This is a genomic window from Rhodococcus sp. NPDC056506, from assembly GCF_042794945.1.
In the GTDB taxonomy this organism is placed as follows: domain Bacteria; phylum Actinomycetota; class Actinomycetes; order Mycobacteriales; family Mycobacteriaceae; genus Rhodococcus_F.
Genome location: NZ_JBHTSW010000009.1, coordinates 103,902 through 125,957 on the forward strand (window position 1 = coordinate 103,902; position 22,056 = coordinate 125,957).

General features: G+C 59.6%; 20 protein-coding genes. 9 read left to right on the top strand and 11 right to left on the bottom strand.

Going from position 1 to position 22,056, the window contains the following annotated elements; translation table 11 throughout:
• The first annotated feature begins 43 nt into the window (after nt 1–43).
• Together ACFQ6H_RS11130 and ACFQ6H_RS11135 are read left to right on the top strand one after the other, a co-directional pair.
• Nucleotides 44–571, top strand: coding sequence for a carboxymuconolactone decarboxylase family protein (locus ACFQ6H_RS11130; RefSeq protein ID WP_378534693.1), 528 nt, complete (start codon nt 44–46; stop codon nt 569–571).
• On the top strand, nt 555–1,877 hold the full coding sequence (locus tag ACFQ6H_RS11135) for an MFS transporter (protein WP_378646076.1): 1,323 nt from the start codon (nt 555–557) through the stop codon (nt 1,875–1,877). Before ACFQ6H_RS11130 ends, ACFQ6H_RS11135 begins: the two co-directional genes overlap by 17 nt.
• Before the next feature lie 79 nt (nt 1,878–1,956).
• Here ACFQ6H_RS11135 and ACFQ6H_RS11140 read toward each other — a convergent pair whose 3' ends face one another.
• Entirely contained in the window at nt 1,957–2,235 is a 279-nt protein-coding gene (locus ACFQ6H_RS11140; RefSeq protein WP_378646078.1) for a hypothetical protein, read from the bottom strand.
• A 276-nt stretch (nt 2,236–2,511) separates the two neighbouring features.
• Between ACFQ6H_RS11140 and ACFQ6H_RS11145 the strand changes: the two genes are divergently transcribed.
• Nucleotides 2,512–3,471, top strand: coding sequence for a DMT family transporter (locus ACFQ6H_RS11145; protein ID WP_378646080.1), 960 nt, complete (start codon nt 2,512–2,514; stop codon nt 3,469–3,471).
• Here the strand turns inward: ACFQ6H_RS11145 and ACFQ6H_RS11150 are convergent.
• Nucleotides 3,461–4,135 (bottom strand): TetR/AcrR family transcriptional regulator, encoded by a 675-nt coding sequence (locus tag ACFQ6H_RS11150; protein WP_378534685.1) that lies wholly within the window; start codon nt 4,133–4,135, stop codon nt 3,461–3,463. The genes ACFQ6H_RS11145 and ACFQ6H_RS11150 overlap by 11 nt on opposite strands.
• A 157-nt stretch (nt 4,136–4,292) precedes the next feature.
• On the opposite strand from ACFQ6H_RS11150, the gene ACFQ6H_RS11155 reads away from it, so the two are divergent.
• Nucleotides 4,293–5,810, top strand: coding sequence for an MFS transporter (locus tag ACFQ6H_RS11155; RefSeq protein WP_378646082.1), 1,518 nt, complete (start codon nt 4,293–4,295; stop codon nt 5,808–5,810).
• 366 nt (nt 5,811–6,176) lie between these two features.
• Here ACFQ6H_RS11155 and ACFQ6H_RS11160 read toward each other — a convergent pair whose 3' ends face one another.
• The 7 genes from ACFQ6H_RS11160 to ACFQ6H_RS11190 all read right to left on the bottom strand — a co-directional run bounded on the left by ACFQ6H_RS11160 (nt 6,177) and on the right by ACFQ6H_RS11190 (nt 14,557).
• Nucleotides 6,177–7,559 carry an L-serine ammonia-lyase gene (locus ACFQ6H_RS11160; protein WP_378546105.1) on the bottom strand — a complete coding sequence of 461 codons (1,383 nt, stop codon included), beginning with the start codon at nt 7,557–7,559 and terminating at the stop codon, nt 6,177–6,179.
• Nucleotides 7,560–7,832: 273 nt separating this feature from the next.
• Nucleotides 7,833–8,915, bottom strand: coding sequence for an ABC transporter ATP-binding protein (locus tag ACFQ6H_RS11165; protein WP_378638736.1), 1,083 nt, complete (start codon nt 8,913–8,915; stop codon nt 7,833–7,835).
• Between the two features lies 1 nt (nt 8,916).
• Nucleotides 8,917–9,996 carry an ester cyclase gene (locus ACFQ6H_RS11170; protein WP_378646084.1) on the bottom strand — a complete coding sequence of 360 codons (1,080 nt, stop codon included), beginning with the start codon at nt 9,994–9,996 and terminating at the stop codon, nt 8,917–8,919.
• Nucleotides 9,996–11,369, bottom strand: coding sequence for an ABC transporter substrate-binding protein (locus ACFQ6H_RS11175; protein ID WP_378646086.1), 1,374 nt, complete (start codon nt 11,367–11,369; stop codon nt 9,996–9,998). The genes ACFQ6H_RS11170 and ACFQ6H_RS11175 overlap by 1 nt, the downstream gene beginning before the upstream one ends.
• Nucleotides 11,366–12,256 (bottom strand): carbohydrate ABC transporter permease, encoded by an 891-nt coding sequence (locus ACFQ6H_RS11180; RefSeq protein WP_378546093.1) that lies wholly within the window; start codon nt 12,254–12,256, stop codon nt 11,366–11,368. Before ACFQ6H_RS11180 ends, ACFQ6H_RS11175 begins: the two co-directional genes overlap by 4 nt.
• Complete coding sequence (locus ACFQ6H_RS11185) at nt 12,253–13,185, bottom strand: carbohydrate ABC transporter permease (RefSeq protein ID WP_378448076.1); 933 nt, start codon at nt 13,183–13,185, stop codon at nt 12,253–12,255. The genes ACFQ6H_RS11180 and ACFQ6H_RS11185 overlap by 4 nt, the downstream gene beginning before the upstream one ends.
• A gap of 370 nt (nt 13,186–13,555) precedes the next feature.
• Nucleotides 13,556–14,557, bottom strand: a complete 1,002-nt coding sequence (locus ACFQ6H_RS11190) for a LacI family DNA-binding transcriptional regulator (RefSeq protein WP_378638724.1) — start codon at nt 14,555–14,557, stop codon at nt 13,556–13,558.
• 317 nt (nt 14,558–14,874) lie between these two features.
• On the opposite strand from ACFQ6H_RS11190, the gene ACFQ6H_RS11195 reads away from it, so the two are divergent.
• From ACFQ6H_RS11195 to ACFQ6H_RS11215, 5 genes are read left to right on the top strand one after another with little or no spacing between them, the layout of a single operon-like run.
• The gene (locus ACFQ6H_RS11195) at nt 14,875–16,017 is read left to right on the top strand and encodes a hypothetical protein (RefSeq protein ID WP_378546086.1); all 1,143 of its coding nucleotides are present in this window, start codon (nt 14,875–14,877) and stop codon (nt 16,015–16,017) included.
• Between the two features lies 1 nt (nt 16,018).
• Entirely contained in the window at nt 16,019–16,729 is a 711-nt protein-coding gene (locus ACFQ6H_RS11200; protein ID WP_378646088.1) for an alpha/beta fold hydrolase, read from the top strand.
• 2 nt (nt 16,730–16,731) lie between these two features.
• On the top strand, nt 16,732–18,054 hold the full coding sequence (gene hisD / locus ACFQ6H_RS11205) for a histidinol dehydrogenase (protein ID WP_378546080.1): 1,323 nt from the start codon (nt 16,732–16,734) through the stop codon (nt 18,052–18,054).
• Nucleotides 18,051–18,815, top strand: a complete 765-nt coding sequence (locus ACFQ6H_RS11210) for an SDR family NAD(P)-dependent oxidoreductase (protein ID WP_378546077.1) — start codon at nt 18,051–18,053, stop codon at nt 18,813–18,815. The genes hisD and ACFQ6H_RS11210 overlap by 4 nt, the downstream gene beginning before the upstream one ends.
• Nucleotides 18,812–19,561: an HpcH/HpaI aldolase/citrate lyase family protein gene (locus tag ACFQ6H_RS11215; protein WP_378646090.1), complete on the top strand. Its 750-nt coding sequence runs from the start codon at nt 18,812–18,814 to the stop codon at nt 19,559–19,561. Before ACFQ6H_RS11210 ends, ACFQ6H_RS11215 begins: the two co-directional genes overlap by 4 nt.
• A 122-nt stretch (nt 19,562–19,683) precedes the next feature.
• On the opposite strand, the gene ACFQ6H_RS11220 is transcribed toward ACFQ6H_RS11215, so the two are convergent.
• The gene (locus ACFQ6H_RS11220; protein ID WP_378646092.1) at nt 19,684–21,291 is read right to left on the bottom strand and encodes an ABC transporter substrate-binding protein; all 1,608 of its coding nucleotides are present in this window, start codon (nt 21,289–21,291) and stop codon (nt 19,684–19,686) included.
• Nucleotides 21,292–21,425: 134 nt separating this feature from the next.
• Nucleotides 21,426–22,004, bottom strand: a complete 579-nt coding sequence (locus ACFQ6H_RS11225; protein WP_378646094.1) for a CGNR zinc finger domain-containing protein — start codon at nt 22,002–22,004, stop codon at nt 21,426–21,428.
• Nucleotides 22,005–22,056 lie beyond the last annotated feature (52 nt).

Below are 22,056 nucleotides of genomic sequence, written 5' to 3' on the forward strand. Positions count from 1 at the left end.
CGTCCACCGAACCCACTACCGTCGGAACCACTTAGGACTCCTCATGTCACGCCTTGCACCTCTCACACCGGCCACCGCTGTCGGCACATCAAAAGACCTGCTCGCCGAGCTCGTCAACCGTCACGGACAGGTCGGCGACATGGTTGCGGCGATGGCTCATTCACCCGCCGTGCTGGGTGGCTATCTGCAACTCAGCCGGGCAATGAAGCGAGCGAAGTTGAACCGCAAGATCAGCGAACGAATCTCGATCGCTGTGCAGGTCCAGCAAGGTTGCGCTGTTTGCCTCGAAGCCCACGTTGCCGCCGCGCACGCCAACGGCGTCGAGGCGGACGAGATCGAGCGTGCCCGCGCGGGCACGTCGGCCGATCCCGCCATCGCGGCAATGATCGACCTCGGACTGCGCGTCTACCGGGAACCTGCCTCGATTTCCGACGAACACATCTCGGACCTTCGAGCGTACGGCTACGGTGATCGCGAGATCGCCGACGTAGTCGGAATCGTCGCCCTCAATGTCCTGACCGGAGCTTTCAATCTTGTCGCGGGAGTGAAACCAGATGAACCGGACCGCTAGGACCGTGCCAGAACGGAACAGCATGCGTCTGTTCTTGATTCGCGACTATCGCCTGCTCTTCAGCGCCCAGATCATCGCCCTGTTCGGCACTGGGTTGGCGACGGTTGCGTTGGGTCTACTCGCATACGAACTCGCCGGACCGAGCGCCGGGGCCGTGCTGGCCACCGCGCTGACTATCAAGATGTCCCTGTACGTCGTGATCGCTCCACTCGCAGCGGCGTACGTAGACCGGTTGCCGAGACGAGCTTTCCTCGTCGCACTCGACGTCCTTCGCGCAGCGGTAGTGATCGCCTTGCCCTTCGTCAGCGAGATCTGGCACATCTACGTGCTGGTAGGCGTTCTCCAGGCTGCGTCGGCAGCGTTCACTCCCACGTTCCAAGCGGTCATCCCGGACATCGTGACCGACGAGGCCGATTTCACCCGCGCGCTGTCGGCATCGCAGGTCGCTTACACGATGGAAAGTCTGCTCAGCCCTGTTCTTGCCGCAGTCGCGTTGTCCTTCATGACGTTCAACCTGTTGTTCGTCGCCACCTCCGTGGGCTTTGCCGTCTCGGCGCTGCTCGTGCTGGCCACCCGAATCCCCAACGCTCGCCGAAGTACTCACCGCAAGGCGTGGGATCGGATCGCGTCCGGAGTGCGAATCTTCGTGACCACACCGCGACTGCGCGGCATCATGGCCCTCAATCTCGTGGTGGCAGCAGCCGGCTCGATCGTGGTGGTCAATACCGTCAACTACGTTCGCGACGAGCTCGGTGGAACCCAATCCGACGTAGCCTGGATGCTTGCCGCATCGGGCACCGGCACGCTGGTGACCGCTCTGCTTCTTCCACGCATTCTCGACAGAACCGCTGAACGCACCGTGATGACAGCAGGTTCCGTCGTTCTGGTCTTCAGCGCCGGCGCGGCAGCATCCCTCGCCGTGGCCGGCGTATTCACGTGGATACTCACAGCCTCAGTGTGGGCACTCATCGGCGCCGGGATGGCCATGATCGTCACACCGACCGGAAAGGTGCTTCGGCGCTCCGTCGACCCCACAGGTATACCGGAGGTGTTCGCAGCCCAGTTCTCGCTGTCGCACCTCGCCTGGCTTGTCACCTATCCGATCGCCGGATGGGTCGGCACGAGCGCGGGATTTGCGGTCACCTGGAGCATCCTCGCAGCGCTTGCCGCAGCGGGAGCCGTTGCAGGATTTGCACTTTGGCCTCGGGAGACCGGTGCTAAATTGCCCGCACCCCCGTCATACGAAACGACGCAAGGCGAATGCACCTTGGCGGCTACCCAGTGCGCTTGTGCTCGCGCTGTCTGATGATGACGGTCCGCCCGAACACCGACGGCGCTACAACAAAAGTGGTGGTGCAGACATCGCCTGCACCACCACTTTTCGCTCAGCTCACGTCGGCGTACTTCCTGGGATTTGCGTCGAATCGAGGACCACATCCCTTGCAGCAGAACCAGTACCGATTGCCTTCGAAGTCACGGAACAGGCCTTCCGCTTCGGCACGCGCCTTCTCGATCACACTGCCGGGCATGACCCGACATTCGACGAGTTCACCACTCCCAGAGTTGAGTAGGTCTTTCCCGCCGGTCGGCATCGCCGTACCGACAGTGCCTGCAACGCCATTGGCGTCAGTCTTCGGGGTATTGCCACAGCCACATCTGCTCATTGGGATTCCTGTTCTCTCGGGGGGGACGGCGGTGAGCCGAGAAGCCAGCCTCACACATCTTTCAATATACCCCCTATAGGTATATTGGAGAGGGTTCGGAGGCGCGTACGGCCATCACCTCGCCACATAAACCATTGTGGGAAAACGAATTATCCGTCAAGCAATCCTCGACCACCTGCATCATCATGACACAATAATCATGATACCTACTGGGGGTATAGGGTAGGTCGAGGCATTGACCATCCAGGTCCGCAAGGTCTTTGACGAAGAGGCTCAATGAAGAATCGGAAAGCAATCGGCAGCAGCCGATTCGCCGTAGTTGGAGCTTTGCTGTTGGTCGGCATGCTCTGGGGGAGCTCGTTTCCCCTGGTTGCCGTGGCTGCCCCAACCTTCGGCGCCGTCGGCACGACGCATGCCCGCTTCATAGTCGCAGCGCTGGTTCTCGCGCTGATAACGGCCTCCAGCAGATCGACCTGGCGCGCAGTCGGTCACCGGTTTCCCGCATTCCTTCTGTTAGCGGCCCTCAACGTCGCCGGACCACTGACGCTTGTCGCAACTGCGATCGTCGGCCTCAACTCGTCGACGGCGTCGATCCTGAATGCCACGACTCCGATGTTCACCGTATTCGTCGCCGCTTTCTGGCTTCGGCAAAAGATCACCTGGCGAAAAATCTCGGGTGTTGCGATCGGCATTGCCGGCGTCTCGGTGCTCGTCGGCGGGATGCCGTCAGCGCTCGACAGTCGCGCAATGCTTACCGTCGGCGCGTCGTTGACTGCGGCGCTGCTGTATGCAGTCGGAGGTGCCTACGCACGAAAGTCATTCCAGGACACTCCACCAATGACACTGGCCCTCGGCCAACAACTTGCCGCGGTTGCCCTCTTGGTGCCCGTGTCCGCCGTCGCTCCCCCACCGGGGCCCATAACCGTCGGTCCACTCATCGCCGTGGCAGCCCTGGGGCTGGGGGCTACCGCCGGTGGCTACCTGGTCTATTTCTGGATCATTCGCCAGGCGGGCCCAGTCGCGGCATCGGCCGTCACTCTTTTGGTGCCGATTTCGGCATCAGCGATCGGAGTGCTGTGGTTGAACGAGCCTGTCACGTTCGCGCTCGTCAGTGGGCTCGCCATCATTCTTGCGGGAGTCGGGCTGCTCCTGGATCTTCCACCGGCACAAGATCCATTGCGCAGGGTTCCGCCGGAACGGGTGGACAGCGCAGATGAGCGGCCGGTCAGCGGCTGATCGGGGCAGTCCAAAGACCCACCAATGCGTCGACGAGGTCGGTCGTGAAGTCCTCCCACGACGTGACTTCATCCGGCCCCTCTTCTGCAAGCGCGCGCTCACGTTCGGCGAACATGTGCACGATCGCATTGCGTCCGATGTCCGCGCGAGCGCGTCGAACACTCATCGGCATGTCAGTGAGACAGGCTGATAGTCCGCGAAGCGTCTCCTGCAGGGTGGGCGAGGCCAGAACCTCGTCGTAGACGATTTTCCGCAGGACTGGATCGGTGAGAATCTGCGCACTGAACCGCGCGTACCAGGTCGGGCCGCCCATTTCAGCGTAGTGATCGGTCGACGCCCGAACCAGACACGTAATCCAATCTCGAACGTCCTTCGACCCTTCAACCTTCCGTAGCAGTTCGCCGCGCTTCTTCTCGATCTGCTGGGAGTGCTTGTTCACGATCGCGCGGACCAGATCGGTCTTGGTGCCGAAGTGATATCCGACGGCCGCATTGTTGCCCTGACCTGCCGCTTCGCTCACCTGACGGTTCGAGACCGCAAAAACTCCGTGTTCGGCGAACAGCTGCTCGGCGACGGCGAGGATGCGGTCTCGGGTTGCAGCAGAACGCGCGGAATTTGCCGCGACGCCGGCTTCGGCCGTCGCATCTTCAGCCCTCGTAGTCATGGTCACCATCATCCTCGACTGTCCGAAGCTGCTCGGCACCGGAGATGTTCGTCACGATCGGAGACACACCCTTCCCTTAAGTCAGTCACTTGATTTAAGTTTAGTTCAAGCAACTGACTTAAACCACTTTCGTACTTCCTCCGATGGAGTTACCGCAATGTCGTCAAACACTTCTCCACCACCGACTTCTCCACCACCAACAACGCCGCCACAAACCTCGAAGTCACCAGCCACCACCGCAGTGGTGGCTGTTCTGGCGTTTTCCGGCATCGTCGTCTCGCTCATGCAGACGCTGGTGATCCCGATCATCCCGCATCTGCCCGAGTACCTGAACGCGCCGGCGTCCGATACCGCGTGGGCGGTGACCGCCACCCTGCTCGCAGCTGCCGTCGCCGTCCCGACCATGGGCCGGTTGGGCGACATGTTCGGCAAACGCCGTCTGCTCCTGATCAGCATGGCGCTGTTGGTGACCGGTTCGGTGGTCGGAGCACTCAGCTCGAGCGTGATCCCCCTCGTTGCCGGCCGAATCCTCCAGGGCCTTGCGGCCGGCGTCATCCCGCTGGGTATCAGCGTGATGCGCGACGTACTTCCGCCCAAGAAACTCGCCGGCGCCGTTGCGATGATGAGCGCTTCGCTGGGAGTCGGTGGCGCGCTGGGGCTTCCGATCGCGGCCCTGATCGCGGAATACGCGGACTGGCACGTCCTGTTCTGGGCGTCAGCCGTGCTCGGCGCTCTTGCGGCTGGACTTGTTGTCGTCCTGGTCCCCGAATCGACGGTTCGCACAGGTGGCACGTTCGACTTCGGCGGGGCAATCTCGCTCTCAGCCGCCCTCATCGCTCTACTACTGGCCATTTCCAAGGGTGGCGACTGGGGTTGGACAAGCACCCTCACGCTTTCCCTGTTCGGCGCCGCGATCCTGATATTCGGATTCTGGGCTTGGTGGGAACTACGCACCCCCAAGCCGCTGGTGGATCTACGCGTATCCATCCGCCGCCAGGTGCTCTTCACCAACCTCGCATCCATCGTGTTCGGATTCGCGATGTTCGCCGCCAGCATGGTCTTTCCCCAGGTAGTCCAGTTGCCTGAAGTCACTGGTTACGGCCTAGGCGGTTCGATGCTCACCGCAGGTCTGGTCATGGCTCCCTCCGGCATCATCATGATGCTGATCTCTCCGCTGTCCTCACGCATCACCAATTCGCACGGCCCCAAGGTGACGCTCATGCTCGGCGCCGTTGTCGTCGCAATCGGTTACGGCATCGGCATTTTCGCCATGCACTCGATTTGGGAACTGATCGTGATCGCAGTGATCATCGGCGCCGGTACCGGTATGGCTTACGGCGCGATGCCCGCTCTCATCATGGGGGCTGTTCCTCCGTCCGAGACCGGTGCAGCCAACAGCTTCAACACCCTGATGCGCTCCCTCGGTACATCATTCGCCAGCGCCATCGCGGGTGTCGTCATCGCCCAGATGACCATGTCCATCGGTGGGGCAACGCTGCCGTCGGAGAACGCTTTCCGCGTCGTCATGGCCCTCGCTGCCGGATCCGCCGTCATCGCACTCGTCCTGGCCGGTTTCCTCCCTCGGTTCAACGGCTCCAACTCCCGCAAGGAGATTGGTAGCCAGCACACCGATACGTCCCTTACTTCCTCGAAGGAATCCGTCCCGACACACTGAACCAGCACCCAATACACACTGCGCAGTACACATAGCCCGGCCCCGGCGGAGTCCAACTCCGTCGGGGCCGACGCGTTTCACACATTTTGCTGTTGATACACCTGCGGACGACAGTTTCGTGACATGCTCCGTTGAGATGGGTGCTCGTTCGATACTCGGGGAAAGGATGCCGCGATCGCCGCTCCTCGTGCTGACGTCGCCCTTGCCGTCGCCGCTGCTGCCGTCCTGGGCATAGGCGTCGGTGTCCTTCTTGCCGATGTCGTCGCCGGTCTGGCTGCAGGTGCGGGTGCCGCAGTGGTATTTCGGTTCGCACTTCGGATGATCAATACCCGAAGGTGAGCCTGGTCTAGATACCGAATATTGATGTCAACACTCGACAATGTTCACCGGCACGTTGACAGCAAGGCCACCCATCGACGTTTCCTTGTACTTCGAGTTCATGTCGACACCTGTCATCCGCATCGTCTCGATTACCTGGTCCAGGCTGACGCGGTGTGTTCCATTTCCGCGCAATGCCATTCGAGCCGCATTGATCGCTCTTCCCGCCGAAATTGCGTTACGTTCGATGCACGGTATCTGCACCAAACCGCCTATCGGGTCACACGTCAGCCCGAGGCTGTGTTCCATCGCGATCTCTGCCGCATTCTCCACATGTTTCGGACTGCCGCCGAGTATTTCGGCCAGACCGGCGGCAGCCATCGACGCAGCGGAACCCACCTCACCTTGGCAACCCACTTCTGCACCGGAAATCGAAGCTCGTTCTTTGTAGAGCGAACCGATGGCGCCGGCCACTAGTAGGAATCGGATAGTCGCATTGTCCCGGTCCGCTTGACCTGCCCGGGTGTAATGCAAGGCGTAATGCAGGACGGCTGGGATGATCCCCGCGGCGCCGTTGGTGGGAGCCGTGACGATTCTTCCTCCGGAAGCGTTCTCCTCGTTTACTGCCAGAGCAACCAGATTGACCCAGTCCTCAGCGAAGGCCAGGTCACGCGCGCGGTCTTCCGCGTGAAGACGTTGGTACCAGTCACGAGCGCGGCGACGCACGCCGAGATCGCCGGGAAGGTAGCCGTCTCGGCCGATTCCGCGGTGCCAGCATTCGACCATGACGTCGCGTATGTGCAAGAGCCGATCTCGAACCTCCATATCCGAGCGCAGTGTTCGTTCGTGCCCGAGCATCACCTCGCTGATCGAGAGTGAATAGCGTTCGGTCAGCTCGAGAAGTTCTTGCGCGGAACCAAACGACAAGGAATGTCCATCACGACGCGTAGACGGCTCCGAATCATTTTCTGCGACAACGAAACCACCACCGACCGAGTAGTAGGTCCGACTATGGACCACTTGGCCGCCTGCGGCGGTTGCCGCGAATGCCAACGCATTGGGATGAACATCCAGAATAGTCAACGGGCGCAACACCATATCGTCTTCCGACAGCGATATGTCTATAGTCCCCCCGAGTCGGATTCTGCCAGTGGAGCGAGCTCGGGTGAGTCGCGCTTCCATCTCCTTGGGCTCAATACTCTCGGGGCGACATCCCTCGAGTCCGAGGAGGATGGCAGACAGCGTTCCGTGCCCGGCGCCCGTAGCCGCAAGCGATCCATACAGATCTACCCGTATTTCAGCGACATCGCCGAGGACGGCGAGTGCGTTCAAATCGTCGACAAACATACTCGCCGCTCGCATAGGTCCGACGGTATGCGAACTCGACGGCCCGATACCGATCGAAAAGAGCTCGAACACACTGATAGTCATTCGCCTGTGAACCTGTCCAAGGCAAAGATATGCCTGGCATTGTCGCTCGTGGTCCGACTTCGATGTCGCCGCGAACTGCGCCCAACCATGGGCTGTGATATTTGGCCGGCACGTGACGTCAGGTCATACATGATGGTTGTCATGCGTCCTCATCTCGCGTGTATCGACTCTCGGGTAAAACCCCGTCCGGCAGCTGATTTAGAGCCGGCTGGTCTTCGAAACGATTGTCCGACGCCCCTCATAGCGTCGGACAATCCTCCATCGGCAATCGGTTCAGGCGGCCAATCGCTCACCACTGCTGGGATGGAACAGGTGCACTTCGGCGTTGTTTCGCACGCCCACCCGCACTGTTTGCCCCAGTTTCGGCGGAGTGCGCCCGTCCACTCGCACGTTCACCCGTTGTGTCCCTGTCGAACCGGAAACGGTGCCGTAGACGTATGCGTCCGCACCCAGTTCCTCAACCAACTCGACCGTGAGTTCGAACCCCTCGTCGGCAACGCCGACGAGATGCAGTGTTTCCGGACGAATTCCGAATGTCACTTCGCTGAGCCCCGACGACGCTGAACGGGCGATCGGCACGACGAGATCACCAAGCTGAACGCCACCCCCGGCTACGGCCAGGGTCGCGAGATTCATGCCGGGCGAGCCTATGAATGCGGCAACGAAGGCGTTGGACGGACGTTCGTAGAGCTCTCGCGGGCTGGCAACCTGTTGCAGGATACCGTCTTTGAGCACCGCGACCCGATGCCCCATGGTCATTGCCTCGACCTGATCGTGAGTGACGTAGACGGTGGTGGTGCCGAGTCGCTGTTGCAGCGCAGCGATGTTCGCGCGGGTCTCGACGCGAAGTTTCGCATCGAGGTTGGACAAGGGCTCGTCCATCAGAAACACAGAAGGATCTCGAACGATAGCTCGCCCCATGGCAACTCGTTGACGTTGACCACCTGAAAGAGCTTTCGGCTTCCGATCGAGGTACGCGCTCAGGTCGAGCAGGCGCGCAGCTTCGGCAACCTTTTCCTTCACCACGTCCTTGGGCTCGCCGCGCAATTTGAGCGCGAATCCCATATTGTCAGCGACCGTCATGTGTGGGTACAGCGCGTACGACTGAAACACCATGGCGATATCACGGTCCTTCGGTGCAACCATGGTCACATCACGATCCCCGATGGAAATTCCGCCTTCGTCGATGTCCTCCAGGCCCGCCAACATTCTCAGTGCCGTGGTCTTGCCCGATCCGGACGGGCCTACCAGCACCAGAAATTCGCCGTCCGCAATCTCGAGGTTCAGCTGATCCACTGCGGCGATCTCGGTACCCGGGTATCGACGAGTGGCGCTGTCGTAGCTCACTGTGGCCATGTCATGCCCTTTCTGAAATGACGGCCGGCTCGTCGCCGCGCGCATGGACGATCTGGGTCAGAGTCGAGAGTTCGTCGTAGATACGCCATTCCGTCGTAATCTTGCCGTCGCGGAAGAGGAACTGGGACGATCCCAGTACCTGCACTGGCGAGCCAGTCGGCCGTCCGTACGCAGGCACCCCTGTGTACGTTCCCGTGAGCCACCACACAACCGCAACGCGGAGACCACCATGGTGCTCGGAGTAGTTAGCGGCGATGTCCCGAACGTGAATGCGCGCATCCGGGAACGGAGCGAGCATGTCGATGATCGACGACTGGAAGTTGCCTTGTCTACTGAGTGTGCGGTTGCGGGTGGTGTGGCACAGCACGTCTCGCGGGACGTATTGCCCGATCCGATCGAAGTTGCGCTGATTCCATACCTCCTCGATCATTTCGAGGACGAAATCGCATTCGCCCCGGAACAGATCCGGGCGTGGGCCGGAGTCTCCGCCGGCGAGGACGTCCACTGAGCCGGAAAGCGTCGCCGACCCGGTGAATTCACTGAACGCGAGGCCCCGGGCTACCGCCTCCGGATCGAGACCCAGATCGCTGATTACTGCAAATTCGTCGCGCACCACCCATTCTTCTTCCATCACACCGCGCCGGTACAGACAGTTGGCGATCGTCTTGGCGGAGTACCGTCGGCCTGAGGGCGGACCATAGGTGGACAACGAGGTATCCGTGCCACTGCTGAAGATCCGATGAGAACTCAAAAACGCATCGTCACCACGCGCTTCCCACACGACATCTTCTGCCTGCCCCACCCGATCCGGAAAGCCGCTGATCTTGGTCAGCGTGCTCCGAACGACAGGTTCGACACCGATTCCGGTGCCGTAGGCGCCGTGCACTATCGAATCCGGTGCGTAATTTTCCCGAATCAGCCCAACTCCGCGCTCTACCCAAATCCGGTCCGTCCACTCGACGATGAACTCTTCCGGGTCTGCATATGGCTGGTAGGCAATTTCGTTCAGCACTGCTTTGACCTGTTCGGTCTGATCGGCATTCATCAATTCGCTTCCTTGGTAGTGATTTTCGCTGTCCATCAGTCGAGCTTCTTGATCTCGTCTGCCGCAGATTCGAGAGTGCTCTGCACATCCGCACCGTTCGCCATTTCATTGACGGCGACTGCCAGAATGTCCATGATTCGAGGCCAATCCAGATTCATCGGGATCGCGCGAGCAGACTGGAGAACTTCGTACTGGATCTCCGGCAAATCCTTGTTGGCCGCGTTGACTTCCGGATCGAGCATGTTCGAATTGTGAACTGTGATTCCGGTCGTGGTGGCGGGGTTGTCTTTATCCAGGGCCACGGCGCGCTCTGTAGATGCACTGGTCATCCACTTGACGTATTCCCAAGCAGCACCCTGATTCTTCGACGTGTTGAGCACTCCCGTCAACCAGGTGTAGGCGTAACTGGACGGAGTCTTGCCAGCGAAAGCCGGCAGCGCCGCTACGCCTACATTGCCGTCGAGTTCCGGTGCAGCCTTGCCCGTGTTCGTGAAGTCATCGAGGTGCCACGACCAAGTCATGACGGTGGCAGCGTTTCCTTTGAGGAACGCCGTTGTCGCATCGGTCTCACCCCAGTTCGTGGACGCCGGTGGCGTGTATCCCTGACGGACCGATTCGATGTACTTCTCAGTGGTGGCCACTGCTTCCGGTGAGGTGAAGGTCGGATTGCCGTCCCCGTCGAACAGTTCGGCCCCGTTGCTCCACAGCATTGTCAGCCACGTGTAGAGATTCTGTCCACTGTTACGGCTGAACTGCCCGGCCAACGGATACTTGTCGGTCTTGCTCTTGATGAGCGCGAGCTGCTGGTAATACTCGTCCCAGGTTTTCGGCGCTTCGAGACCAAGCTGATCGTAGATGTCTTTGCGGTAAAACAAGTTATAGGAGAAACCGCGCAGGGGAAGACCCATCGTCTGCCCGTCGGTTCCTGCAGCGGCGGCCTCCCTGAAGGGACCCGAGAAGTCGTCGAGTGTGATTCCGTCCTTCGCCATTACCTCGTCCAGCGGCTGCACACCTACCTTTAGTGACGGCCCCCAGGCGTCCGGCCAGATCAACATGTCGTACGTGCCCCCGCCGATTGCGCTTTCGGCGACGATCTTCTGCAGGAATGTTGCGTAAGGAACATTCGACGATTCCACCGTGATTCCCGTGCGTTCGGTGAATTCAGCGGTGCGCGCCTTCAGCGAGGCGAATTGGGGGGAAGAAGCACAGCATGTCAGGAATCGAATGGTGGTGCCGTCGTATGGTTTTCCCTCCAACAGTTTGAGCTCATCGACCGAGCCATCTTTCACCTGAGACATGAAATCCTCGGTGGTCGGGCCGGAGCCACAGGATGAGACGACCACCGCAAGTGCCACGGCGATAGCGGCCGGAATCAGCCGTCGACCACGTCGTCTGAACATTGATCTCATTTCACTGCTCCTAGCGTCATACCCTGCGCAAAGTGCTTCCGAACCAAAGTTGCGAGAACAATCATCGGGACCATGACGAGCAAGCCGGCAGCGGCCATCGGGCCCCACTGGATCCCTTCTGGTCGTTCGAGCGAGATCAATGACACCGGCAGAGTGATCGCGTCGGCGCGCGCCAAGAACGTAGGAAAGAGAAATTCGTTCCAGGACAACAGAAAAGCGAAGACGACACCAACGAATATTCCCGGCGCGGCGAGCGGCGTGATCACGCGCCACAAGAGTCTGAGCTGACCGCAACCATCCAAACGTGCTGCCTCTTCCACCTCGATAGGAAGCCCGTCGACGAAACCTTTCAACAACCAGGTGTTGTAAGGAACGACAATGGCGAGGTTGGCGACGATCAAGGCCAGTTTCGTATCGAGCAACCCCAAGTCTCGGAACATGGTGAGAAAGGGAAGTGCGATCGCGACGCCGGGAATGAATTGGGTGATGACAATGGCCAACAGAATCGGCTTGTTACCGGGGAAACGATAGCGAGAGAACCCGTATGCGGCCAACAACGCAAGCGGAACCGAGAGCACCGTCGTCACGACTGCAATGACAATGCTGTTGTACATCGGATGGACGAGATTGTTTGCCCCGAATAGAATCTCGCGGAAACTCGCAAGAGAGGGGCGGAAGATGATCGAGGTGCTGAAGACCTCGCGCTCCGGCTTGAACGCGGTCAACGCCAGCCAGAGGATAGGAAACATCACGAAAAAGAGAATTGCCAACGTCGTCAATGTTCGCAGGACGTCGAATACACGTTGAGTCGTGCTCTTCGGCCGACGACGTCGCTTGGTCGTCGACGATCGAGAGAGCGTGTTCGCGCGTTCGAGAATGTCGGTCATTTCGAATCCTGCCTTCCCATGAGCATCAGGTACACAGCGGCAAGTGCGCCGAGAACTACGACGAGGATCCAGGACACTGCCGATGCGTAGCCGATGTCCAGAAAGGTGAAACCTTGTGAATAGGCGAAGAAATTGAGCGTCTCGGTAGCCCTACCTGGACCGCCGCCCGTGGTGGTCACCACCTGATCGAACATCTTGACCGAGAACACCGCCTTGAGAAACACCACGATCAAAATCAGAGGCCGAAGAAGTGGGAAACTGATCTTCCAGAACTCTTGCCAGGCGTTAGTTCCGTCAACTCGCGCGGCATCGCGAATCTCGGGTGAAATCGAACCCAGTCCGCCGAGGAACATCAGAGCAATCAGCGGCGCCCATCCCCAGATCTCACTGCCGGCGATCACCATCAGCGCCCAGAATGGATCACCCAACCAGTTGATCGAATCTGTGAACGGGGCAACGGCTTTGATCATTTTGTCGTATACGCCATAGTCGGGGTTGAACATAAAGCGCCACGAGTACCCCTTCAAAGCCGGGGCGACAGCGAACGGGAGGATGAGCAATGCCTTGGTCATTCCCGACAGCCACGTCGTGCGGTTGAGCACCAGCGCGATGGCAAGACCCAAACCTACCGAGGCGACCACCGATACGATCGTGAATATCAGCGTCACCCAGACGGAATTGTGAAAATTACTGTCAGACAGTGCCTTCGCGTACTGATCCAGGCCAACGAACTGTTGCGGTTCACGGGTCTCGTTGACCCGCCAGTGCCGAAAACTGTTGATCAGCGCTACCGCAAGGGGATAAAACGTCGTCAGGGCCACTGCAATCAAGGCCGGAGCGAGATGCGCGTACGGGACACCGAGTCGCCGCCACGCCGAGTGGCGATTCACCGGCCTTCCCGTTTTGCGGTCGATCGTCACTGTGCTCATTTCTGCGCTCGAATTCCGAGGGGACAGGATCGGTCACTGTCCCCTGATTCGGAGTGGGCCGGGGGGACTCGGGTGGTCACTCGGAACTCCTTCTTAGAAGGTCTGGGCTGGGGCGAGAGGCGATCACCGAATGTAACGCAGCTCTCAATGAATTCAGAGTGTATGCGTATGTACAGTCCTAGAACAAGAGCCGGCGCGATGAAATTTCGCGCGGTGACATAGCCCTGACCCACTCAGGACAGAACCCAAATGGCGTTCTTACTGCAGGTACAGGTAATTCTCCAGCGTTGCGCGGTCGATACTCCAGCCACGGCTAGATGGCGCAATTCAACCGACGAACAGCATTGAGATATACGTATGCAAGATCGTTTCAGAGAGCCGGTGCCCCGAGAGTCGAACGTTCGATCAATTGCGGTTCGAGCACGACCCTCCGCGGCGAGCTGTCGACGCCACCACGAAGCCGCTCAACCAACAACTGAGCGGCGGCAGCAGCCATCTTTTCGAGGTCGTGGCCGATCGTCGTAAGCCGAAATACTTCCCAGGCCGCCATGGGAATGTCATCGAAACCAATCAGGCTCACTTCGTCGGGAATCCGAACGCCCTTGGACAGCGCCGCGTTGACAGCCCCGATGGCCACCACATCATTTCCGCAGAACACGGCCGTGGGCGGCTCCGGCAGAGCCAAGAGTTCTGTCATCGCCTGATAGCCCGTTTTGAATTCGAAAGGGCCATGCCGTGTGAGATCGGGGACAAGCCCGATTCCGGCATCCGCCAGCTCCAACCGGAAGCCCATTTCACGATCACGACCAGTGCTGGTTTCGAGAGGACCGAAGATGCCGGCTATCCGCCGGTGCCCTAGGGCAGTGAGCCTGGCTGCCGCTATGCGCCCGCCCAACTGATTGTCAACCACAGCGGCATCGCCCAACCCCTGGCCACTCTCCCGATTGAGGAACACGAATGGAATCCGACGCCGATTGAGTTCGGTAGGCAGTTCGGAGCCCACATTGCTGGTCAGCAACACCAGTCCGTCCACTGAACCATCCACTAGCTGCTCGATGGAAATCTGACTGTCCGAGCGTTCGGTGAAGACCATCATCCGATAGCCATGCTTCTCGAGGGTGTCATGCAATGGTCCGATCAAATGCGGATAGAACGGATTGGTCAGATCACTGACCACGATCCCCACACGCTTGGTCGTGCGCGTCACGAGACTGCGTCCTGCCTCACTTGGTACGTAGCCGAGCGCCGCGACCGCACTTTCCACCCGCATCCGAGTTTCTGTTGCAACCCGCGGGTCTCCACGAAGAGCTCGGGAGACCGTCGGCTGCGACACCCCGGCCAGTCGTGCAACATCGCGACTGGTGATCGCCATTGCTTCCTCATTCCTCAACCACCCGGCAGAGCCGAGAATCCGCACTATGTATACGGATCATAGGCGGTCGACTGACGCACGCGGACCCGACAGCGAGCTGTATGCGAGTCAATCGAAAAGAAGTTCTCCGAACAGGGACGATGCTGAGAAATCGCCGCCATTTTCCAGAAAAGGGACCAGGGCATTGACACAACAACCCTCTGTCGGCCTACTATGCATACGTATAAATGCATAGCTTCCAATCGCGCCGAATCATCAGCACGACGACTGGAAGCCTCCTATGCACGACAGTCCCACGAAGCCAATTGAGAGGTCCCATGTCGTCCGACGTAACTGTCACCATCGAGGAACTGGCCCGGCGCACCATCCGCCAGAATGACTTCGTCTCCTGCAACCAAGCGTTCATCGATTGCCGCACTCCGGGTTCGGACCAGAAGAAGAACTACTCCATGATCGGCCGAGGGGTCACCCAGAGTTCCGGCCAGGTTGTGAATCTCCGTGAACCTCACGGCTTTCAAATCGGTGGCGCGGCCATGCCCAACGGCGTAACCAACAATCTGCACCTGCATTTCACCGCCGAAGTGTTTCTCTGCTTCCGCGGAGAGTACCTACTCCGATGGGGCGCCGACGGCACAGAGGGCGAAACGCTGCTTCGCGAAGGCGAAATTGCATCGATCCCGACCTGGATATTCCGCGGTTTCACCAATGTCGGACCCGATGACGGAATCCTCTTCACGGCCCTCGGCATGGACAACACAGGCGGTATCATCTGGGGCCCAACTGTTCTCGAAGAGGCAAAGGGACACGGACTGTATCTCAGTGCCGAAAATACTTTGATCGACACCATCGCCGGTGACCAGCTCCGTGAGGACACACCACTGATGGAGCCGATCAGCGCCGAGCAGATCGCCGGGCTGCGCAGATTCAGTGTCGAGAAAATGGCTTCTCGGATCGCAACCGCAGAAAACATAGACTGGTCCGATCGAGCACTGTTGGACTCTCGGATCGCCGGTGGCGGTGCGGAACTCGGACTTGTGATCGGCTTCGGGATGACCGAGGATCTTGATCAGGAACCTCGCATCTACAACCCGCACGGCCACAACATCGCTTGGTTGAGAGCACGACCGCAACAAGGTGTTTCACTGCATCGCCACAATGAGAGCCAGGTGCTGATGGTCAAAGACGGTCGATGGGAAGTGACTGTCAATCGCGGCCCGGACTCGCGCACCGTGACCCTCGAATCCTGGGACATACTCTCCATCCCCCGGGGCGCGTTCCGATCCATCCGTAACGTCGGAGAATCGACGGGGTTGATGTTAGTGGTCAACAGCGGCGACGGTCGCGTACGTCTGGAATGGGACGAGGAAGTGGTCAAGGCCGCGGCAGATGCCGGCGACGCCCTGGACCACAACGGCTACGTGGCACCATACGCATTGGTCCCACGGAAACTAGGAACCTGAGTTGAGCACTCTGCCAGTCGTTCTCGTCCCTGGAATGCTCTGTGACGCCGACCTCTGGACAGAGATCAGGTCTGGACTGGACGCGGACACCGTCATCGCGTCGATCGACGCCACGACAATCGGCGCAATGGCTGAGCAGGTCCTCGCCTCAGTCGAAGGACCGTTTGTCCTCGCCGGGTTGAGCCTTGGAGCGATCGTCGGGTTCGAGGTACTTCGAACGGCACCCGAACGGGTGACAGGGTTTTGCGCCTTGTCGACCAATGCCGGAGCACCGACAATCATTCAGCATCGAACCTGGTACCGCATGGCAGCTCAATGCACCAGCGGCGACTTCGAGCAGATCGTGCGAGACATCCTGCCGACGATGTTCGCCGACGAAACTCCCCCACCGAGTTTGGCCAACAGATTCACCGCCATGGCTGCACGGGTCGGCCCGGTCGTTCTGCGGCGGCAACTTGCCGCTCAATGCACGCGTGTTGGCGCAATATCCGAATTGCGAAATGTCACTTGCCCCACTCTGGTTGTCTCGGCAACGCGAGACCAACTGTGTCCCGACTACTTTCACCGAGACATTGCCGACGCTGTCCCCCGGTCTCGCCTCGAACACCTACACGGAGCCGGCCATCTCAGTGTCTGGGAACAGCCGGTAGAAATCGCTCGAATGATCAATGGCTGGCTTCCTGCCATCTCTGAATCCATCACCCAGGAGTAGACATGCCCCAAGTTTTGAAGAACCCCGTTCCCGCCGAGTCCGTACGACGCGATCGAACAGAAGTAGGCGAGCGAGTGTCGTCGATCCTCGACGATATCCGGGCCAATGGCGATGCAGCCGTGCGCAAATGGTCGACAGAGTTCGACAAGTGGAGCCCAGAGTCTTTCCGCCTATCGGCAGCGCGGATCGAGGAGATCATCGCGGGTGTTCCTGACCAGGTAATCGAGGACATCAAGTTCGTTCAGCACCAAGTGCGTACATTTGCACAGCATCAGCGAGACTCATTGACTGATTTCGAGATCGAGACTCTTCCCGGAGTTCATCTCGGCCAGAGGCACATTCCGATCAACCGGATCGGCGCATACGTCCCGGGCGGACGCTACCCATTGACTGCTTCCGCGCATATGACCATTGTGACGGCGAAGGTCGCGGGTGTACCCAGCGTCGCCGCCTGCACACCACCTATCCGCGGCGAGATACCCGCCGCTACTGTCGCAGCGATGCACCTCGCCGGAGCCGACGAAATCTATTTACTCGGCGGCGTCCAGGCGATCGGAGCGCTTGCCTGTGGAACCGAAACCGTCAACCGCGTCGATCTTCTGGCAGGTCCGGGCAATGCATATGTAGCTGAAGCCAAACGTCAACTCTTCGGCGAGGTCGGAATCGACCTCTTTGCAGGGCCAACCGAGATCCTGATCATTGCGGACGAACACGCCGATCCGTTCGTCGTTGCGGTCGATCTGCTCTCACAAGCGGAACACGGCCCGGACTCCCCCGCAGTCTTGATTACCACCTCGGAAGAACTGGGGCGCAAAGTCACGAAGCACATCGACGACATTCTTCCGGACCTGCCTACCAAAGACTTCGCCGAACCTGCATGGCGCAACCACGGTGAAGTCATCGTCGTCGATTCACTCGTCGACGCCTACGCACTCGCGGATTCCTACGCGAGCGAACACGTAGAGGTCCTCACCGAGAATCCTCGCGAAGCCCTGGCGACGATGAGCAATTACGGTGGTCTCTTCCTCGGTGAAGGTACCTGCGTCTCCTACGGCGACAAAGTGATCGGCACGAACCATGTTCTCCCTACGCGTGGTTCAGCGCGATACACAGGTGGCCTCTGGGTTGGAAAGTACCTCAAGACGGTCACGTACTCCGAGGTGACCGACAAGGCGTCCAGCGCACAGTTGGGTGAGGTTTGCGGGCGGGCATCGCGCGTAGAACTGTTCGAGGGTCACGCGCGCTCAGGTGACGTTCGCGCCGCCAAATACGGTACCGCAGAGCTTAACTGGAGCGATCACTACAACGCGAGCGTATCACTGTGAGCGAGTACATCAGAGGTCGTACGGCGTTGGTCACAGGAGGCGGTAGTGGCCTCGGAGCGGCCATTACGGCGGAACTGGTGAAGAACGGTGCACGAGTGGTCGTCGTAGGTCGCAGCCGCCACAAACTCGACTTGGTCGCCGCAGCCAACGGAAAAGCAGTTCGTGCCGAGACATGCGATGTTGCACAGGCGTTTTCTGCCGACGAACTCGCGGAAAAGATCGCCGATGAGGACGTATCGATCCTGATCAACAACGCCGGCGTACCGGGTCCCGTTGCCCCGTTGACGGGAATTGCCACCTACGATTGGGACGACGTATTCGCTGTCAACGTGCGCGGCGTATTTCTCATGTGCCGTGCTTTCCTGCCTGGAATGATCGAAGCCGGGCGGGGGGACATCATCAACATCGCCTCTGTCTCCGGGAAACGTCCACTCACAGGTAGAACTCCATACTGCGCGTCGAAAATGGCAGTAATCGGTTTGACCACCACCCTCGCAACCGAAGTCGGCCCCTTGGGCGTAAATGTCAACTCACTCTCTCCGGGGCCGGTGGACAGTGCGAGGATGCACCGCAACTTCACCCTGGAAGCCGACCGGACAGGCGGAACCTACGAGGAAGCAGAACGCGCGTTCGTATCTCGGTCAGCTCTCGGCCGAATGGTCAGCGAGGAGGAGGTGGCGACGGCCGTCACTGCGATGCTCTCAATGCCGGGCCTATGCGCAGCCGATATAGATCTCTCCGCCGGAATGGTGGCCCGATGAGGGCGAAGTTGCGCTCTGGTGAGCACCTTCTCGGCGTCCTGGTCAGGATGCCCTCGGAGGAACTGGTCGAAATGGCCGGGGTCGCCGGCATGGACTACGTGTTCATCGACTGTGAACACGGCCCCGCAGATCTGATTGCCTTGAGACAGCACATCACTGCGGCAGAACTGCACGGCATGGATGTTCTGGTGCGCGTCGGGCAAAACGAGCCAGCGCTGATCCAGCGGGTTCTCGACCACGGTGCAGCGGGAATTGTCGTGCCGCACGTCGACAGCGCGGAACAGGCTCGCACGGTGGTTCAGCAAGCCCGGTACGCCCCGGTCGGCGACCGAGGCTTCGCCACGTACGGGCGGGCCGGGCGTTTCGGCCAGGTACCAGCTCGCGAACACTTGCAGGCAGATGTCGACCGAACCGTGGTAATCGTGATGATCGAGTCCCACACCGGCTGCGCGAACGCCGAAGAGATAATGGCAGTTCCTGGGATCGACGGCGTTATGGGCGGCCCCGCCGATCTCGCATTGTCGTTCGGTGTCGACGGTCCGCACGACATCCGCGTATTGCAAGCACTATCCACATTGCACAATCAAGCCGCGGCCGCAGACCAGAAGCGAATGGAGATCGTTTCAAGTGCGGAACAGGCACGGCACTCATTCGCAGCGGGGGCACATCTCGTTGTCGTCAACCTGACTCATGTGCTGATGAAGACTCTCGACGGGCTGGTCAGATTAGGCAGAGGCTCTCCTTAGCTTCGCGCCGATCCGCGAAACTATCGAAAAATTCTCCTTCGACGCACGTGGCGATCCCGTTCGGACAGCGGATATGGGCACCAACTGACGAGATCGGTCGGTGCCCATATATCAGGCCCGATCTACTTCAGGACCCGTATCGCCGAGCCCGGAAGGATTCCGCTCGACGGCGGGTAGATCGACGTCGCGCCGTTGAAGAACATGTGTGCGGGAGTCGTCGACACCGGAAGCAGGTCGATGTCGTTGAACAATGCCCGCTCACTTTCCTCCCACACCTTGCAGGACTCATCGCCCGGAAGAAGCGAAGCCTGAGTAGACAATTCGATGTACTTCTTGTTGTCGAGCGAAGCGAAGTTCACTCCTTCGGGCTTCGGCGGACCGGTGAAATACTTGGCAAAGATACTGGGTGTGTCACTGCCCAGCGTCAAACCGATGGAGACGTCCCACGACGAGAGGTCAGTGGTGCTGAACGTGTTGGCAATGACGAAGCTGTAGTCGCCGCCGGTCAGTTTGACCTTGGCCCCCAGTCCTTCCCATTGTGTCGCTACGTATTCCGCGGCGGCAGAGTTCGTATCGCGGGCATTGTTGAAAATCACGTTGAGGGTAAGCGGTCGACCGTCCTTTGTCAGGACGCCGTCGGGACCCGCCTTCCAGCCGGCGTCGGACAAGGTCTTCTTGGCTGCGTCGACGTCGAACTCGGGAATCGTTCCTTCGACACTGTTGTAATCGCAGGCGAGGGGTTCCGACACCGCGAGTGCGCGTGCGCGGGTTCCCTTACCTCCGGTGGTGATCTCGGTGTAGTCGTCCAGATCGACGGCTTGCACAAGAGCCTGTCGCACAGCGCGGTCCGCCGTGGGCAGAGACGCGAAATGATTGAAGATGAACTCACCGGACAACGTGGTGTACGTCTTCGAATCAAGACCAGCTGCCAGCACTCGCTCCTCGTCCGAACCGGTCACCGCTGCGGCATTGACCCCGCCGGTGAGAACAAGATTCGCCGTCGTGCTCGGATCGGTGACAATCTTGATCGTCACGGTCTTCGGCACCCCGAGAGTGTCAGACGTGGTCTCCCCGTTCGGGCTCCAGGTGTATCCGTCGCGGCGTTCCATCGTGATGTGATCGTTGGGAACAACCTCGGTGACCTTGAACAGACCCGTGCCGTTGCTACTCGAACGGATGCTGGCCGGATCTTCGAGCGTCGCCGCACACGGAAGCCGCAGCGCGCCGATTCGAGAGAGCAGGAAGGGCGCGGGTTCGGCGGTGGTTACCGTCAGTTCGTCACCGTCCGCTGAGGCCGAAGTCGACATCGGCACAGTGGATCCGCGTAGCGGTGAAGCATTTTCAGGATCCATGACCCAATTGATGTCATCGGCCGCGGTTTGCGCCGTGAAGGAAGTGCCGTCGGCACAGGTGATGCCCTTCTTGAGCACGAACTTCAGCGTGTTTCCTTCTTCCGTCCAGCTCTCCGCCAGGTACGGACGCACAGTGCGTGTTTGCGCATCGACGTCGATCAACGAATCGTACGAGTACGCGTTCACGATCTGCGTCGACGTAAGGTTGGTGATCAGAGGGTGCAGATTTCCGGGATCGGCGTTGATGACAGTCGTGAAACTGCCGTCCTTTGCATACTCACCGACCGAACCTTCGGTGCTGGACGCACCGCCACACCCAGCCAGGGTGAACACGCCAACACTGATAACTGCTGTCGCGGAGATAGAACGAGCTTTCATACGAGCCGCCATCTACTAGAAGTTGCCATGGCGACAATGGTGCGGGACTGACGTGGTCTGGATCTCGTTGAAGTGACCCATACACTCGGCCGTACTCTGTTCGATTGTCACTATCGACCGGGCAAGCACAGCGACTATGTATCACGCTGCCGTTGACGGTGATTCGCGACGTTGATTCGGTTGCCGCACAACGCCGGCATGCAGTAGCGGCGTCGCCCTCCCCGGCTTGTATCGACAAACACCCCGTTGCATGTCGGCGATGCACATGGGCGGAATCGTTCGTACCCCAATGTGCGCAGAGTCCCCAGTAGCGAGTAACCGATCAACAACATGAGTTCACCCGCGAGATCGATTTTGCTGTCCGGTACTGCATTCCACCGGTAGTCGTTCTGGGAATCCGGCGTGAGCCGAACATGATGTGGGACGGTCTGCAGGAGTCGATGAGTGCGATCAACGAGCTCATCAGAAGTCGGAGCATCGAGAATCGAACGAATCCCCTCTCTGAGTTCCTTGACGTCGGCAAGTTCACCGCTGGTAAGCCGATGCCCGTTGCGGAGCGCGTCCGGCGAGAGTCCGTGTTCATCCAGTAGATCGTGAAGCGTCTGGGCGTCTGGCAACGCGTCACCGGCCTCCACCCACACGCGGGGTGAGGTGTTGACCAGGTCCGTCGCAAACGACGCACCGGATACGTAATCGTCTAAAACTACTTGCATCCCTTACCTCCCTGCCTTACCGTAATTGAATAACCTAACTTTACACCTTACG